This is a genomic window from Pseudomonas sp. TNT2022 ID1044 (genome assembly GCF_028656895.1).
GTDB lineage: Bacteria > Pseudomonadota > Gammaproteobacteria > Pseudomonadales > Pseudomonadaceae > Aquipseudomonas > Aquipseudomonas reinekei.
In genome coordinates this window covers 34,991-50,753 of sequence record NZ_JAMDHB010000002.1, presented here as the reverse complement: position 1 = coordinate 50,753, position 15,763 = coordinate 34,991, and the positions used below count along the sequence as shown (strand labels likewise).

Below are 15,763 nucleotides of genomic sequence, written 5' to 3'. Positions count from 1 at the left end.
GCGGCGAATCGTCCGTCCCAGCTGGAGAACAACAATGAGCAAATTTCACAGCCTGACCATCAAGGACGTGCGCGCCGAGACCCGTGATGCGGTGTCCATCGCCTTCGAGATTCCGCAGGAACTGCAAGACAGCTTTCACTACACCCAGGGCCAGCACCTGGTGATGCGCACGCACATGGACGGTGAAGAAGTGCGCCGCTCCTATTCGATCTGCACCGGCGTCAACGACGGTGAACTGCGTGTCGCCATCAAACGTGTGGCCGGCGGGCGCTTCTCGGCGTTTGCCAACGAACAGCTGAAAGCCGGGCACACCCTGGAAGTGATGCCGCCGGCCGGGCATTTCTGCGTCGAACTCGACCCGGCGCGCCATGGCAACTACCTGGCGGTGGCGGCCGGCAGCGGCATCACGCCGATCCTGTCGATCATCAAGACCACCCTGGAAACCGAACCCCACAGCCGCGTCACCCTGCTGTACGGCAACCGCTCAAGCTCCGGCGCGCTGTTTCGCGAACAGCTCGAAGACCTGAAAAACCGCTACCTGCAACGCCTGAACCTGATCTTCGTGTTCAGCCGCGAACAGCAGGACGTCGACCTGTACAACGGCCGGATCAACGCCGAGAAATGCGAGCAACTGTTCAGCCGCTGGCTCGACGTCAAAGCCCTCGACGCCGCCTTCATTTGCGGCCCGCAGGAAATGACCGAAACCGTGCGCGACAGTCTCAAGGCCAAGGGCATGCAGCCCGGGCGTATCCATTTCGAACTGTTCGCCGCCGCTGGCAGCCAGCAAAAACGCGAAGCCCGTGAGGCGGCGCGCCAGGTGGATTCAGCGATCAGCCAGATCACCGTGATCAGCGACGGCCGCGCCCTGGCGTTCGATCTGCCGCGCAACAGCCAGAGCATTCTCGATGCGGGCAATGCCCAAGGCGCCGAACTGCCCTACTCGTGCAAGGCCGGCGTGTGCTCGACCTGCAAGTGCAAGGTCATCGAAGGCGAAGTGGAAATGGACAGCAACCACGCCCTGGAAGACTACGAAGTGGCTGCCGGTTACGTGCTGTCGTGCCAGGCCTTCCCGATCAGCGAGAAGGTCGTGCTGGATTTCGATCAGCTCTGATATCCGAGACAAATCCTGTGGGAGCGAGCCTGCTCGCGAAGAGGCCATCAGATCCGGCACTGGTGGTGCCTGATACGCAGTCTTCGCGAGCAGGCTCGCTCCCACAGGGGTCCAGCGATCGACCCGAATACACCGTTTCACCCAAAACAAAAACAACAAAGGAGCGCGCGTCATGACACCCCAGGAAATAGAACTCATCCGCCAGCACCCGGATTTCATCCAGCTGGTTCGTCGCAAACAGAAGCTGTACTGGTCATTGAGCCTGGCCATGCTGGTGATCTATTACGGCTTCGTGCTGCTGGTGGCTTTCTCCCCTTCTACCCTCGGCCAATCCCTGAGCGGCGGCGTGACCACCGTGGGCATGCTGGTGGGCGTGGTGATCGTGCTACTGGCCTTTGCCCTGACCGGTTTCTATGTCTATCGCGCCAACAACGTGATCGACCCGCTGAATGAAAAACTCAAGCAGGAGTGCGCCCGATGAGCCGTCTTCTCGCGTTGTTCCTGCTGCCGCTGGCGGCAGTCACTGATCTGGCGGTGGCCGCCGACGGCGCGTCCCGCCCGCTGAACTGGAACGCCATCGGCATGTTCCTGGTGTTCGTGCTGTTCACCCTCGGCGTGACGCGCTGGGCGGCACTGCGCACCCGCTCCGCCAGCGACTTCTATACCGCTGGCGGCGGCATGAGCGGTTTTCAGAACGGTCTGGCGATTGCCGGCGACATGATCTCGGCGGCCTCGTTCCTCGGTATTTCCGCGATGATGTTCCTCAACGGCTACGACGGCCTGCTCTACGCATTGGGCGTATTGGCCGGCTGGCCGATCATCCTGTTCCTGATTGCCGAACGCCTGCGCAATCTCGGTAAATACACCTTCGCCGATGTGGTTTCCTATCGCCTGGAACAAACCCCGGTGCGCCTGACTTCGGCGTTCGGCACCCTGACCGTGGCACTGATGTACCTGGTGGCGCAGATGGTCGGTGCCGGCAAGCTGATCGAATTGCTGTTCGGCATCGACTACCTCTACGCCGTGATGCTGGTCGGCGTATTGATGGTCTTCTACGTCACCTTCGGCGGCATGCTCGCCACCACTTGGGTGCAGATCATCAAGGCCGTGATGCTGCTGTTCGGCACCAGTTTCATGGCGTTCATGGTGCTCAAGCACTTCGGTTTCAGCACCGAAGCGATGTTTGCCGGTGCCACTGCCGTGCACGCCAAGGGCGGCGCGATCATGGCCCCCGGCGGCTTGCTGTCCAACCCGATCGACGCGATTTCCCTGGGCCTGGGCATGATGTTCGGCACCGCCGGTTTGCCGCACATCCTGATGCGCTTTTTCACCGTCAGCGATGCCAAGGAAGCGCGTAAAAGCGTGTTCTACGCCACCGGTTTCATCGGTTACTTCTATCTGCTGCTGATCATCGTCGGCTTCGGCGCCATCGTCATGGTTGGCACCGACCCGGCATTCCGTGACGCCAGCGGCGCGATCATCGGCGGTGGCAACATGATCGCCGTGCACCTGGCCCAGGCCGTGGGCGGCAACCTGTTCCTCGGTTTCATCTCGGCGGTGGCCTTCGCCACCATTCTGGCGGTGGTGGCCGGGCTGGCGCTGTCCGGCGCCTCGGCAGTGTCCCACGACCTGTATGCCTGCGTGATGCGCAAGGGCCAGGCCAGCGAACAACAAGAGATGCGCGTGTCGCGTATCGCCACCCTGTGCATCGGCGTGTTGGCAATCATCCTCGGCCTGCTGTTCGAGTCGCAGAACATCGCCTTCCTCTCGGGCCTGGTACTCGCCATCGCCGCCTCGGTGAATTTCCCGGTGCTGTTCCTTTCGATGTACTGGAAAGGCCTGACCACCCGTGGTGCGGTCGTTGGCAGCCTGTCCGGACTGGTCTCGGCGATTGTCCTGCTGGTGCTGAGTCCGGCGGTTTGGGTCAACGTGATGCATCACGACAAGGCATTGTTCCCGTACGCCAACCCGGCGCTGTTTTCCATGAGCCTGGCGTTCTTTAGTGCATGGCTGTTTTCCGTCACCGACGCCTCGCCCCGTGCCGCCCTGGAGCGCGGCCGTTATCTGGCGCAGTTCATTCGCTCGATGACCGGCATCGGTGCCTCCGGCGCCAGCAAACACTAAACGACGATCGATCCGTTGGCAGGGAATAAAAACAATGAAACCCGCACGTACCGCACCTTACGAATCACTGTTTTCGCTGGCCGCCGCATTGAGTCTGCCCATGATCGCGCCCAGCGCCATGGCCGACTTCGTTGGCGACAGCAAGGCCCGTATCGAAATGCGTAATCACTACATCAACCGCGATTTCCGTCAGGACAACGCACCACAATCGAAGGCCGAAGAATGGGCCCAGGGGTTCACTGCGCGGGTCGAATCCGGGTTCACCGACGGCACCTTCGGTTTCGATCTCGACGCACTGGGTGAGCTGGGGCTCAAGCTCGACTCCAGCGCGGATCGCCGTGGCACCGGGCTGCTGCCGTTTGGCCCGCAGAGCCACGAGCCCGACGGCGATTACAGCGAACTGGGCCTGACCGGCAAGCTGCGGGTATCCAAAAGCGTATTGAAACTCGGCACCCTGCAGCCCTTGTTGCCCGTGGCGACTTACAACGACACGCGCCTGCTGGGTTCGACCTTCAAAGGTGGCTTGCTGACCAGCCAGGAGATCAACGGCCTGACGGTGAATGCCGGACGCCTGACCAAGGCCAACCTGCGCGATTCTTCCAGCAACGATGACATCGGCTACGGCGCCGCCAGCAGCGATCACTTCGACTTCGGTGGCGGCAGCTACGCGTTCAGTCCGCAACTGAACGTGAGCTACTACTACGGCAAGCTCGAACAGATTTACCGCCAGCAATTCGTCGGACTGATTCACACGCAACCGCTGGGCAACGGCTTCAACCTGCGCAGCGATGTGCGCTATTTCGACAGCCGTGGCGACGGCGCCGAGCGGGCCGGGCGCATCGACAACCGCAACTTCAACAGCATGTTCACGGTGTCCCACGGTGCCCACAAGGTCAGCGCCAGCTACCAGCAACTGTCTGGCGACAGCGCCTTTCCGTTCCTCAATGGCGGTGACCCGTACGTGGTCAACCTGGTGACCTACAACACCTACACCCGCGCCGACGAGGACTCCTGGCAGCTGCGTTACGACTATGACTTCGCGGCGCAAGGCATTCCCGGCCTGACCTTCATGACCCGCTACACCGACGGTCGCCACGTCAAGGCCGGCACCGTCGACAACGGGCGCGAATGGGAGCGCGACACCGATATCAGCTACGTCATCCAGAGCGGTGTGTTCAAGAACGTCAGCCTGCGCTGGCGCAACGTGACCTTCCGCTCCGGCAATGGCTTGACGACCGCCCTCGATGAAAACCGCCTGATCGTCGGTTACACCGTGGCGCTTTGGTAATTCCGAACTGGCGCGGTCGAGGCCGCGCCACAATCCTTCCTGACCAGGAGCAATCGTGATGTCCTCTTCACCTGCACTGCATGCCCCCATCCTGCAAAGTTTCATCGCCGGTCGCTGGATCGGCCAACACGGCGCGCAGGTCCTGCGCAGTGCCATCGACGGCCATGAAATCGCCCGCACCCATGAGGAGCGCCCGGACTTCGCCGAGGCCATCGAGCACGGTCGTCGCCAGGGCATCAGCGGTTTGATGGCACTGGATTTCCAGCAACGCGCCCAACGCCTGAAGGCGCTAGCCCTGTACCTGAGCGAGCGCAAGGAACAGCTCTACGCGATTTCCCACCACAGCGGCGCCACCCGCGCCGACAGCTGGATCGACATCGAGGGCGGCAACAGCACGCTGTTCACCTACGCCAGCCTCGGCTCCCGAGAACTGCCGTCGGGCAACGTCGTCCACGAAGGCCCGGCCATGCAGCTGAGCAAAATGGGCACGTTCGCCGGTACCCACATCCTGGTGCCTCGCGGTGGCCTGGCGGTGCACATCAACGCGTTCAACTTCCCGATCTGGGGCATGCTGGAAAAGTTCGCCCCGAGTTTCCTCGCCGGCATGCCGTGCATCGTCAAACCGGCCAGCGCCACCAGCTACCTGACGGAAGCCGTAGTGCGCCTGATGGACGAATCCGGCCTGTTGCCAGCGGGCAGCCTGCAACTGATCATCGGCGGCACCGGCGACCTGCTCGACCGCCTGCAAGGCCAGGACGTGGTGACCTTCACCGGCTCCGCCGACACCGCGGCCAAGCTGCGGGTCAACCCGAACCTGATTCGCAACTCGGTGCCGTTCAATGCCGAAGCCGACTCGCTGAACTGCGCGATCCTCGCCCCGGACGTGACCCCGGATGACGAAGAGTTCGAGCTGTTCATCAAGGAAGTCGCCCGGGAAATGACCACCAAGGCCGGGCAGAAATGCACCGCCATCCGCCGCGCCATCGTCCCGGCCAAACACATCGATGCCGTGGCTACGCGCCTGCGTGATCGCCTGGCAAAAGTGGTGGTTGGCGACCCGTCGGTGGACGGTGTGCGCATGGGTGCACTGGCTTCCCATGATCAGCAGAAGGACGTGGCCGAGCGGCTGCAAACGCTGTTGCAGAGCAGCGACATGCTGTTTGGCGCACGCGACGGTTTCGAACCGCGTGGTGAAAATGTCGACAAAGGCGCGTTCTTCGCCCCGACCCTGTTGCAGGCCCGCGACCCGCACGCCGAAGGTGGCGCCCACGATATCGAAGCGTTCGGTCCGGTCAGCACGCTGATGGCCTACGACGACCTCGACGAAGCACTGGCCCTGGCCGCGCGCGGCAAAGGCAGCCTGGTGGCCAGTTTGATCACCAAAGATCCGCAAATCGCCGCCAAAGCGATTCCGGTGGCGGCGGCGTTGCACGGTCGTTTGTTGGTGCTGGATCGTGAATCCGCCGGCGAATCCACCGGCCACGGCTCGCCACTGCCGCAACTCAAGCACGGCGGCCCGGGGCGTGCCGGTGGCGGTGAAGAGCTCGGTGGCCTGCGTGCGGTGAAACACTACCTGCAACGCGCGGCGGTGCAAGGTTCACCGACCATGCTGGCGGCGGTGACCGGTGAGTACGTGCGCGGTGCCAAGGTCATCGAGACTGAAGTGCATCCGTTCCGTCGCTACTTCCAGGACCTGCAGATTGGCGAATCGCTGCTGACTCACCGCCGCACGGTGACCGAGGCCGATCTGGTGAACTTCGGCTGCCTGTCGGGCGACCACTTCTACATGCACTTTGACGACATTGCGGCCAAGGAATCGCAATTCGGCAAGCGCATCGCCCATGGTTATTTCGTGCTGTCGGCAGCGGCCGGGCTGTTCGTGTCCCCCGGCGTCGGCCCGGTGCTGGCCAACTACGGCCTGGACACCTTGCGCTTCATCAATCCAGTGGGCATCGGCGACACCATCCAGGCGCGCCTGACCTGCAAACGCAAAATCGACCAGGGCAAGAAGAGCCCACAAGGCATCCCGCAAGGGGTGGTGGCGTGGGATGTGGAAGTGACCAATCAGCTCGGTGAGCTGGTGGCGAGTTATGACATTCTCACCTTGGTCGTAAAACGCGAGGATTGATCTGGCTATCTGTTGACCGCAGATCTTGCGGTCAACCACAGATCAAAATGTGAGCGGGCTGGTTGCCACAAAACTTCCTCGCTGTACCGCACAGCCCCACTCATTTCGCGGAAAAATCAACGGTAATCGAAGAAATGTCTGACTGTTCGGCCGTATCCATTTGGATACAGTCGCGCAATGAATTATCTTGTCCAGCAAACAGCGATCTTCCGCGAATGGCACACCTCAATCCGTGATTTGCGGGCAAGGATTGCCATAGCTCGTCGCAAACAAATCATCACAAAACGCTGATATCAAACGTGCAAAAAAAATGGCAAAGGAGGTTTAACCATGAGCCAGACTTTGACGACTTTCGACATGGCGTCTCTGCTCGACAGCGATGAGGCCATCAGCGAATACCTGTCCCAAGTGCTAGCGGATGGTGAGAATGAGGAATTTCTTCGTGCCGTCGGGTACGTGGTAAAGGCCCGAGGCATGACACAGGTAGCCAAAGATTCCGGAATGGGCCGCGAAAGCCTGTACAAAGCCTTCGCTCCAGGCGCAAAACCACGCTTCCATACGGTTTTGAAAGTGATTCACGCACTGGGTATCGATCTATATGCGCAGCCGGGTCATGTCATCAATCACTCGAACCCTTGAATGAATCACCAGGTTTGATGTGGTTCGGGCGTGTTCCGGCGAGCTTTTGACTTTCAATGTTTGCGCAACCACTCGATGAACAGCGCAAACAACTCCGACTGCGACCCCACTTCCAGCTTCAGATACAGGTTCTTGCGGTGCATGCGCACGGTTTCCGGGGAGATACTCATCTGGCTGGCCGTGGATTTCACCGAATGCCCGCGCAGGACCATGTGCGCCACTTGCCGCTCGCGCTCGGTCAACAGATCGCTGCCGAATTGCTCGAAAGCCGACTGCACCCGATGCTTGAGATCATCGCGCCTGCCCTGATCCTGATCGCACTGAATCTCGCTGATGCGCAGCATCCCGCGTTGACTGAACTCACTGATGAATTCCCGCACCAGTGGCTCCACGGCGCGCAGCAGATTCAACTGCTCGGCGCACAGGCATTCGCCTCCGAACCCTTGAAACAGGCTGAGCGAAATCTTCGTGTCATTGCCGGTATCGACGATGTAGTAGCTGTCTTCCGAACAGCCCGCCTTCAGGTAATAGGATTTGTAGTAGTCGCTGTCGAAAAAGTTGTCCGGTGCGATTTCCTCCAGGTGATAAAACCCTTGCGCCAACCCCTGCTCCACCGCCAGGCAGAACGGGTCGAGCAAATAGCCCCCGGCAAAATAGCGCTCAAGAATCGACACTTGATACTGCTGCCCGATCCCGCGCTGATGCAGCAACTGCGGCGCGCGGTCCTTACGCTCCAGGCTGATCATCATCGACTCGACGCACGCCAGTTGCGCCAAAGCTGACGCCAGGTATTGCAGGGCGTCAGGCTCATCGATATGGGCGAATGCCTCGCGCATTCCCCCATGCCATTTGTGCAAGGCCCCGAAGGGCATTGCGATCAGCGTATCGTCGTCTGGTTTGCTCATGCCCCGCAGTCTAGCGGCTGAGCAAGCCCTTGGTAACAGCCTGACTGACGAATTCATTGGCCCGCGTACTGTCCGCTCGCTTCAAGCTCGGTCGCCACCTCCAGGATGCACACCCGCAGGATCTCGACGATCTCATCGACCTGGGCGTAGGTGAGGATCAACGGCGGCGACATCACGTTGAGGTGCATGATCGGCCGTACCAACAACCCCCGCGCCTGTGCTCGCAGGTGAATTTTCTCGCCAATGTTGATCTCCTCGGCAAACAGCGCCTTGGTGCGTTTGTCCGCAACGAACTCCACGCACGCCATCAGTTTCAGGCAACGCACATCGCCTACCAACGGCAAGTCCCGCAGCGTGGCCAGGCGCTGTTCCAGATAGCCGCCGACATCATCGACATGGGCCAGCAGGTTTTCCCGCTCGATGATTTCGATGTTCTTCAGCGCCGCCGTGCAGCACACCGGATGCCCGCTGTAGGTGAAACCGTGGGTGAAGCAGCGGCCCTTGCCGGGCTCGGCAATGACGTTCCAGATACGGTCGGAAAAAATGCACGCGCCCAGCGGCAGGTAAGCCGAGGTCAGGCCCTTGGCCGTGGTGATGATGTCGGGCTGCACGTCGAACACGTCGAGGGAGGCAAAGAACTTGCCCAGGCGCCCGAACGACGTCACCACTTCATCGGCGACGAACAGGATGTCGTAGCGCTGGCAGACTTCCCACATGCGTTTGAGGTAACCCTTGGGCGGAATGATCACCCCACCAGAACCCATCACCGGCTCGGCAAAAAAGCCGGCGACCTTGTCCGCGCCAATCGACTGGATCTTGTCTTCGAACTCCTTGACCAGAAATTCGAGGAACTGCGCCTCGTCCATGCCGTCCGGTGCGCGGTACGGGTTGGGGTTGGAGACGTGGTGAATCAGCGGATTGCCGTAATCGAACTCCGGCACCCGGTCGGCAGCCTTGTTGCCGATCGACATGGTCAGCGTGGTAGAGCCGTGATACGCGTTGAAGCGGGCAATGATGTGCTTCTTTTCCTGCTTGCCACGGCAGTTCTGGTAGTACTGGATCAGTCGGTAAGCGGTGTCCACGGCGGTGGAGCCGCCGGTGGTCAGGAACACATGATCGAGATCGCCCGGTGCCAGGCTGGCGAGCTTCTCGCAGAGCTGGATCGCCACGTTGTTGGACATGTCGGAAAACGGATTCGAGTAAGCCAGTTGCCGCACTTGATCGGCGATAGCCTCGGCCATTTCCTCACGGCCAAGCCCGATGTTGGTGCACCACATCCCGCCCACGGCATCGAGGAAACGGTTGCCCTGGGTGTCGTAGATGTAGGCGCCGTCGCCTGCGACGATGTTCAGCGAGCCGTGTTCGGCGTGCTCGTCGAACACGTGATAGCCGTGCATATGGTGGGCCTTGTCGGCCTTGACCAGCCGGGACTCGTCCGCTGGGGAAAAAACGGTGCGTGTTGGCGTCGCCATAAATAAACCTCTAACCGAATTGACTAACGTTCGAACAAATCAGATGCCGCTCTTGACGGTGCTCCAGACCCGGGTCATGGCCCGCATGTCCTTGGCGTCCTGGGTCTTCTGCGGAAACAGGCGTTCGCGGGTTTCGGCATCGGGATAGATCGCCGGGTTGTTGCGCACGTCGGCATTCAACAAGGGCGTGGCCGCCGCGTTGCTGTTGGCGTAATGGATGTAGTCGGTGACGTCCGCCATCACCTGCGGCTGCATCAGGTATTCAAGAAACGTGTGGGCGTTGGCGACGTGGGGCGCATCGGCCGGGATGTACATATTGTCGAACCAGATCAACGAGCCTTCCTTGGGAATGAAGTACGACAGGTTGATGTTCAACTTGGCCTCTTCGGCGCGGGCCATGGCCGTGGCGTAATCGCCGGACCAGGTCATGGCCATGCACACATCGCCGTTGGGCAGGCTGGTCAGGTAATTGACCGAATCGAATTTGCGAATGTAGGGCCGCACCGACAACAGCAGCTCCTGCGCGGCTTTCAGATCATCCGGCCTGGCGCTGCGAGGATCGCGGCCCAGGTACTTGAGCGCCAGCGGAATCACTTCGGTCGGCGCATCGACCAGGGTCACGCCGCAGTCGGCGAAGCGCGACACGATCTTCGGATCGAAAATCATTGCCAGCGAACCGATCGGCGCATCCGGCATGCGCTCCTTGATCTTGTCGACGTTGTAGGTGATGCCGTTGCTGCCCCAGGTGTAGGGCGCGGAGTAGGCGGTGCCGGGATCGAAACCTTGCAGGTCCTGGAGGATTTTCGGATCAAGGTTGGTCCAGCTTGGCAGCAGTTTCTTGTCCAGCGGCTGGAACACTTTGGCCTGGATCAGCGGCGGTGCGAGGGAAGCATTGAGCACGATCAGGTCGTAGCCGGAGTGCCCGGTGAGCAATTTAGCCTGCACGGTTTCATACGCATCAAAGGTGTCGTAGATGACTTTGATGCCGGTGGCCTTTTCGAAATCGGCGAGGGTTTTCTCGCCGATGTAATCCGCCCAGTTATAAAGCCGCAACGTGTTGCTGTCGTTTACCTCAGCGGCGTAGGCGTTCAGGGTCAGCGGTACAACAAACAGACTGGAAATCACCTTAAGCAGTGTCTTGCCCATAGCAAATGCACCTTATCAAGCGAGTTCGGCTCTGGATGAGCGGATGTATCTACTATTGGTGGATTCAAGGGTCGGCACCATACCCCGAATGGGTGTGAGCGCCCGAATGGCCGGCGACATGGCAAAAAGCATCAGCCCGGTTGACCCGTTTTGGCATAGCGGCGGGGTTTGCCTGACGCTTAAAGTGCTCGTTGAACCGATTCGGCAAGAGCGCGCCATGACTGACCTGATCAAACAAGAACACCGCGATGGCGTGCTGACGCTGACCATCGACCGCCCGGACAAGCTCAATGCGCTGACCAACAGCATGTACACGCGGCTGGCCGACCTGGTGTTTGCCGCCGGGGAAGACGACGCCGTGCGGGTGATCATCGTGACCGGTGGCCCGACCTGCTTTACCAGTGGCAACGACCTGGTGGACTTTCTGCAAGCGCCACCGACGCACCTGGACAGCCCGGCCTTCCGCCTGATGCGCGCCGTGACGCACCTGCAAAAGCCGTTGATTGCAGCGGTTTGCGGAGCGGCCATCGGCATCGGCACCACCCTGCTGTTGCATTGCGATCAGGTGCTGGTTACCCGCAACGCCAAGCTGCGCACGCCGTTCGTCAATCTGGGCCTGTGTCCCGAGTTTGGCGCCAGTCTGCTGCTGCCTCGCCTGCTGGGTCAGGCCCGTGCGGCACGCTTGCTGCTGTTGGGTGACAGCCTCGATGGCAGCGAGGCGGTGGCTTGGGGCCTGGCCAATGAAGCCTTCGATGACGGCGAACAATGCCTGGCCGCGGCCGCCAAAATCGCCCAGCGCTTTGCGGCGATGCCCCAACAAGCCTTGCGCCAATCCCGACAATTGATGAAGCAATCGGGCATGGAAGAGCTGCAAGCCACCCTGCGCGAAGAAAACACGCTGTTCATCCAGCGCCTCAACAGCGATGAGGCTAAAACAGCCTTGAACGCCCTGCTCAATCGCAGTACAGATAAGAATCCACCGAAAGGAGCCCAGTCATGAACACCCCGGAAATCTACGTAGTCAGCGCCGCCCGTACCGCCATCGGCACCTTCGGCGGTTCGCTCAAGGACGTGCCGTTGGCCGACCTGGCGACCACCGCCGTGAAAGCCGCTCTGGAGCGGGCCGTCGTGGACCCGGCGCTCGTCGGCCATCTGGTGATGGGCAACGTGATCCCGACTGAAACCCGTGATGCCTACATTTCCCGGGTTGCCGCGATGAACGCCGGCATCCCCAAGGAAACCCCGGCCTACAACGTCAACCGCCTGTGCGGTTCGGGCCTGCAAGCGATCATCAATGCTGCGCAGACCTTGCTGCTGGGCGACGCCGATATCGTCGTCGGTGCCGGTGCCGAATCCATGAGCCGCGGCCCGTACCTGATGCCAGCCGCCCGCTGGGGTTCGCGCATGGGCAACGCCCAAGTGATCGACTACATGCTCGGCATCCTGCATGACCCGTTCCATGGCATCCACATGGGCATCACCGCCGAGAACGTCGCCGCGCGCAACGGCATCACCCGTGAAATGCAAGACGCACTGGCCTTTGAAGACCAGAAACGCGCCGCCCATGCGATCGCCAACGGCTACTTCAGCGAACAAATCGCAACCGTGGAAATCCAGGATCGCAAGGGCACCAAACTGTTCAACGTCGACGAGCATCCGCGCGCCACGTCCCTGGAACAACTGGCCGGCATGAAGCCTGCGTTCAAGAAAGACGGTTCGGTCACCGCCGGCAACGCCTCGGGCCTGAACGACGGTGCCGCCGCACTGGTCATGGCCACCGGCACCGCGGTCCAGGTCAACAACCTGAAACCACTCGCCCGCCTGGTCAGTTACGCCCACGCTGGCGTCGAGCCGGAACTGATGGGCCTCGGTCCGATCCCGGCCACGCGCCTGGCACTCAAGCGCGCCGGCCTGACCGTCGCCGACCTGGACGTGATCGAAGCCAACATCGCCTTCGCCGCCCAGGCCTGCGCCGTCAGCCAGGAACTGGACCTCGACCCGGCCAAGGTCAACCCGAACGGCTCGGGCATCGCCCTGGGTCACCCGGTCGGCGCCACCGGCGCAATCATCGCCACCAAAGCCATCCACGAACTGCACCGCACCGGCGGCCGTTACGCGCTGGTGACCATGTGCATCGGTGGTGGTCAGGGGATTGCGGCGATTTTTGAACGGGTTTAAAGGAAATGAACAGGGTCGCTGATCGAGCAGATCAGCGGTCCCCTTTTTTCTGAATGAAAACGGCCAAATACGGCTTTTTGCAAATGACTGCGTTGCACTTGTCAACTCAACTCAAAAGAACCTATGCCAGCGGTTGCCCAACCACATACTTCTTATATAACGATCTCGCCCCGTACGCGGGCAATACATTAAAAACGGCAAAACACATTTTTATAGCTATCTGGACATAGACTATATTCAGTATATCTCTCGCGTCCATTGTGCCGTAGAACGCAACAAAGCAAAAAATAAAACTATCAATTATCACTGCGAAGAGGGTACTAAAAAATACTCGAAGAAATAGAAATCTCGAGTTTGTAAGCTCTTTTATCTTGCATAAAATATAAGAATTTATATTTTCAGAACAAAGAAAAGAAATAGACGATACTATCAACACCGACGAAACATGGCTAACCACCTCACCATAATAAAAACCCAACTCCCACCCAGGCATTCCTGGGAGATAATTACTCGAACCCAGTAAAAAAATTATCATTCCATTGCCAACAAAAGAAAACAAGATAGCTTTCCTCGCCAGCCCAAGCCCATAAAATTCATTTAACATATCTACAATCAAAAACGTTAGAGGATAAAGAAACACTCCTGGAGTAACAACCACATCAAGCCACGCTACATAAACCAGCTTTGCAGCGGAGAAATTTGCAAAAGTATAAAGAGCAAAAAGTAGCAAATTGAGTACAACGTAGATTATCCAAGCTCCCTCGTTACGATCAGATAGCTCGTACGCTGTCACCGCTGTTCCGCGAGAGTAAAACTTTCTGTAAACATCTTTTATTTCCGGCTTAGTTAAATCATCCAGCATTTCGCTTTTTAATAGCTCATCCAGCCTCACCTTAACAACTTTTCCGGTAGAAATAATCATGACCACCGCAAGACCTTTACCACTTTCAAACCCCAACAACTTGTATTTATTGTTTTCGGCGCCACTAACCATTAAACCTTTCCTCAATCACTTCTCCTACAACAAAGATTAGATCCGGGTGTGAATATTCCTCATCAGCCACAAACAATCTCTTTGTTTTCTTATCGTATATCAGCTTCTCTCTACCGATATTCGATAATCCCTTTCTCACTATCAGCAAATCACCTGATTCATAGGCACCCGCAATTTCGTTTTCCAAAAGCACACCAACCAAGTTGCAAGCCGTCCCAAAGCAATAAGTTAAAGGAAAAATAGTTGACAACTCGCCAATTCGCTTTTCAAAATTTTGAACCAACAGACTTTCTTTAATGATAGGAACAGCTGCAGGATTCATATTTCCCAGCAAAGAAATGCTACTCTCTATTAGTTCTTTCTCCTCAAAGTCAACACTCTCCAACTCTTTATACGAAACCCCGAAAAAATCGGAAATCTTTCGAACCGTAGACTGCTGGACATTCACAACCCTACCTTCAAGAATGTTATATATCGTAGTTCTAGTCAAACCACTCGCATTGCAAACAGACAGCTGAGTCTCCCCGCGACTCTTTATCAAATATTTAATATTACCTTTCAGAATTTCTGCTTTCTCTTTTTTATACATTATTTATTTACCGAATTTTAGATCCCCAAACACACTTAAGCTCGACATCACACTTCAAAAGCACCTTTTATTTATAACCATCATTCACTCCAACCATGCTGCAAAATAAGCAAAAAATAGTTAAGCCATGTTTCAAACTCCACATTTTCGGAATTTTCTTACAGAAACAAGGAAAATTAAACCGTCTATCCTTCCAAGCTTTGAACATCTAAAAAACACGACCCCACCTCAAATTAATCATTTAATTACTCAAATGTTCAATAGTTTGATCAACAACACAAAAACTTCCAACTAACTCTTTACCACTCCAACAACTTCAGTAAAGTAAACAGCAAGTCCCACCCGGAGGGACTGACACTTCTTAAATTCGCAAGGAGCTCCGACATGAAAAATACCGCCCCCAAAGCTGCCTTAGAGGCCATTGATCGTTCCAGACTCTCCGGCCTCACCTCCCCTCTCGTCAAAGCACGCGTGAACAGTCCAACCCGAGCCAATCCTGAAAGCCATGTCTTTACAGTTGTTTCGGATATCGACACGGAGTGCTTGCTCTGTCACGCCTGCGAAACTCTCGCTTCAATCAATGTCCTCACCACCGATCTCGCGTGCAAAATGGAGGGCTCGCGCCAGAATGTAGTTTTGGCCGTTCAGCAGCTGGCCGTGCTCGGCGAACTGTTGGTCAACCGCGCACTGGATAACATAGCGCCGCTTGTAGACATGCCCGAGGCAGCATCAACTGCCCAATCCTGAGCAATCGTGTTCTGTTTCCCAAAGGAGGTTTTCTGTCATGGATCGATACATGGCTGTTACTGGAATCGACTGCACTATCGCGTCGTTGCTGATCGACACTGAAGCACCGCTGGACGTACTGCACGAAACTGCGGCTTACCGAATCCGCACCGCGACCCAACTGCTGGAGAGTTTTGCATCCAATGAAGGCGTTCACAGCGAATTGGCACGGGTGCTGGTAACGTCCCTCCGCGATGGTTGCGATTTGATGGACGTTGTTGGACGGCGGTTGCAGGCGCAGCTTTCGGCTTAAAGCGCACCCAAAAAGAAGGGCGCCGTGAGGCGCCCACTCTGATCAAATATCAAAAGATCGCCGCCTGCGGCAGCTCCCCGGCCAGGTAGACGTTGAATTTGCAGCGCACGCTATACCTGAGCTGCCAATGGCTGCGATCAAAGGTTTCGC

15 protein-coding genes are annotated in these 15,763 nt (G+C 58.0%); 10 read left to right on the top strand and 5 right to left on the bottom strand.

Annotated elements, in window-relative coordinates; genetic code table 11:
- Positions 1–34 precede the first annotated feature (34 nt).
- The 6 genes from paaE to M5G20_RS04480 all read left to right on the top strand — a co-directional run bounded on the left by paaE (position 35) and on the right by M5G20_RS04480 (position 7,290).
- Positions 35–1,111 (top strand): 1,2-phenylacetyl-CoA epoxidase subunit PaaE, encoded by a 1,077-nt coding sequence (paaE, locus tag M5G20_RS04505; RefSeq protein WP_273918112.1) that lies wholly within the window; start codon positions 35–37, stop codon positions 1,109–1,111.
- 172 nt (positions 1,112–1,283) lie between these two features.
- Entirely contained in the window at positions 1,284–1,592 is a 309-nt protein-coding gene (locus M5G20_RS04500; RefSeq protein WP_075948232.1) for a DUF485 domain-containing protein, read from the top strand.
- Entirely contained in the window at positions 1,589–3,235 is a 1,647-nt protein-coding gene (locus M5G20_RS04495) for a cation acetate symporter (protein ID WP_150735399.1), read from the top strand. The genes M5G20_RS04500 and M5G20_RS04495 overlap by 4 nt, the downstream gene beginning before the upstream one ends.
- A 34-nt stretch (positions 3,236–3,269) precedes the next feature.
- The gene (locus M5G20_RS04490) at positions 3,270–4,523 is read left to right on the top strand and encodes an OprD family porin (RefSeq protein ID WP_273918111.1); all 1,254 of its coding nucleotides are present in this window, start codon (positions 3,270–3,272) and stop codon (positions 4,521–4,523) included.
- Between the two features lie 58 nt (positions 4,524–4,581).
- Positions 4,582–6,651 carry a phenylacetic acid degradation bifunctional protein PaaZ gene (paaZ, locus tag M5G20_RS04485; protein WP_273918110.1) on the top strand — a complete coding sequence of 690 codons (2,070 nt, stop codon included), beginning with the start codon at positions 4,582–4,584 and terminating at the stop codon, positions 6,649–6,651.
- A 330-nt stretch (positions 6,652–6,981) separates the two neighbouring features.
- The gene (locus tag M5G20_RS04480) at positions 6,982–7,290 is read left to right on the top strand and encodes an addiction module antidote protein (protein WP_273918109.1); all 309 of its coding nucleotides are present in this window, start codon (positions 6,982–6,984) and stop codon (positions 7,288–7,290) included.
- 53 nt (positions 7,291–7,343) lie between these two features.
- On the opposite strand, the gene M5G20_RS04475 is transcribed toward M5G20_RS04480, so the two are convergent.
- Genes M5G20_RS04475 through M5G20_RS04465 form a run of 3 tightly spaced genes read right to left on the bottom strand, consistent with a single transcriptional unit; the run spans position 7,344 to position 10,813 of the window.
- Entirely contained in the window at positions 7,344–8,252 is a 909-nt protein-coding gene (locus M5G20_RS04475; protein WP_212626951.1) for a helix-turn-helix domain-containing protein, read from the bottom strand.
- A complete protein-coding gene (locus tag M5G20_RS04470; protein WP_273918108.1) occupies positions 8,249–9,667 on the bottom strand; it encodes an aminotransferase in 1,419 nt (472 codons plus the stop codon). The genes M5G20_RS04475 and M5G20_RS04470 overlap by 4 nt, the downstream gene beginning before the upstream one ends.
- A gap of 39 nt (positions 9,668–9,706) precedes the next feature.
- Complete coding sequence (locus M5G20_RS04465; protein ID WP_273918107.1) at positions 9,707–10,813, bottom strand: polyamine ABC transporter substrate-binding protein; 1,107 nt, start codon at positions 10,811–10,813, stop codon at positions 9,707–9,709.
- Between the two features lie 217 nt (positions 10,814–11,030).
- Between M5G20_RS04465 and M5G20_RS04460 the strand changes: the two genes are divergently transcribed.
- The gene (locus tag M5G20_RS04460; RefSeq protein WP_150735392.1) at positions 11,031–11,813 is read left to right on the top strand and encodes an enoyl-CoA hydratase-related protein; all 783 of its coding nucleotides are present in this window, start codon (positions 11,031–11,033) and stop codon (positions 11,811–11,813) included.
- Positions 11,810–12,991 carry an acetyl-CoA C-acyltransferase family protein gene (locus M5G20_RS04455; protein WP_273918106.1) on the top strand — a complete coding sequence of 394 codons (1,182 nt, stop codon included), beginning with the start codon at positions 11,810–11,812 and terminating at the stop codon, positions 12,989–12,991. The genes M5G20_RS04460 and M5G20_RS04455 overlap by 4 nt, the downstream gene beginning before the upstream one ends.
- Positions 12,992–13,112: 121 nt before the next feature.
- Here M5G20_RS04455 and M5G20_RS04450 read toward each other — a convergent pair whose 3' ends face one another.
- On the bottom strand, positions 13,113–13,985 hold the full coding sequence (locus tag M5G20_RS04450; protein WP_273918105.1) for a queuosine precursor transporter: 873 nt from the start codon (positions 13,983–13,985) through the stop codon (positions 13,113–13,115).
- Complete coding sequence (locus M5G20_RS04445) at positions 13,978–14,574, bottom strand: helix-turn-helix domain-containing protein (RefSeq protein WP_273918104.1); 597 nt, start codon at positions 14,572–14,574, stop codon at positions 13,978–13,980. Before M5G20_RS04445 ends, M5G20_RS04450 begins: the two co-directional genes overlap by 8 nt.
- 384 nt (positions 14,575–14,958) lie before the next feature.
- Between M5G20_RS04445 and M5G20_RS04440 the strand changes: the two genes are divergently transcribed.
- Both M5G20_RS04440 and M5G20_RS04435 read left to right on the top strand, forming a co-directional pair.
- Entirely contained in the window at positions 14,959–15,321 is a 363-nt protein-coding gene (locus tag M5G20_RS04440; protein ID WP_273918103.1) for a DUF6124 family protein, read from the top strand.
- Positions 15,322–15,358: 37 nt separating this feature from the next.
- Complete coding sequence (locus tag M5G20_RS04435) at positions 15,359–15,613, top strand: hypothetical protein (RefSeq protein WP_273918102.1); 255 nt, start codon at positions 15,359–15,361, stop codon at positions 15,611–15,613.
- Positions 15,614–15,763 lie beyond the last annotated feature (150 nt).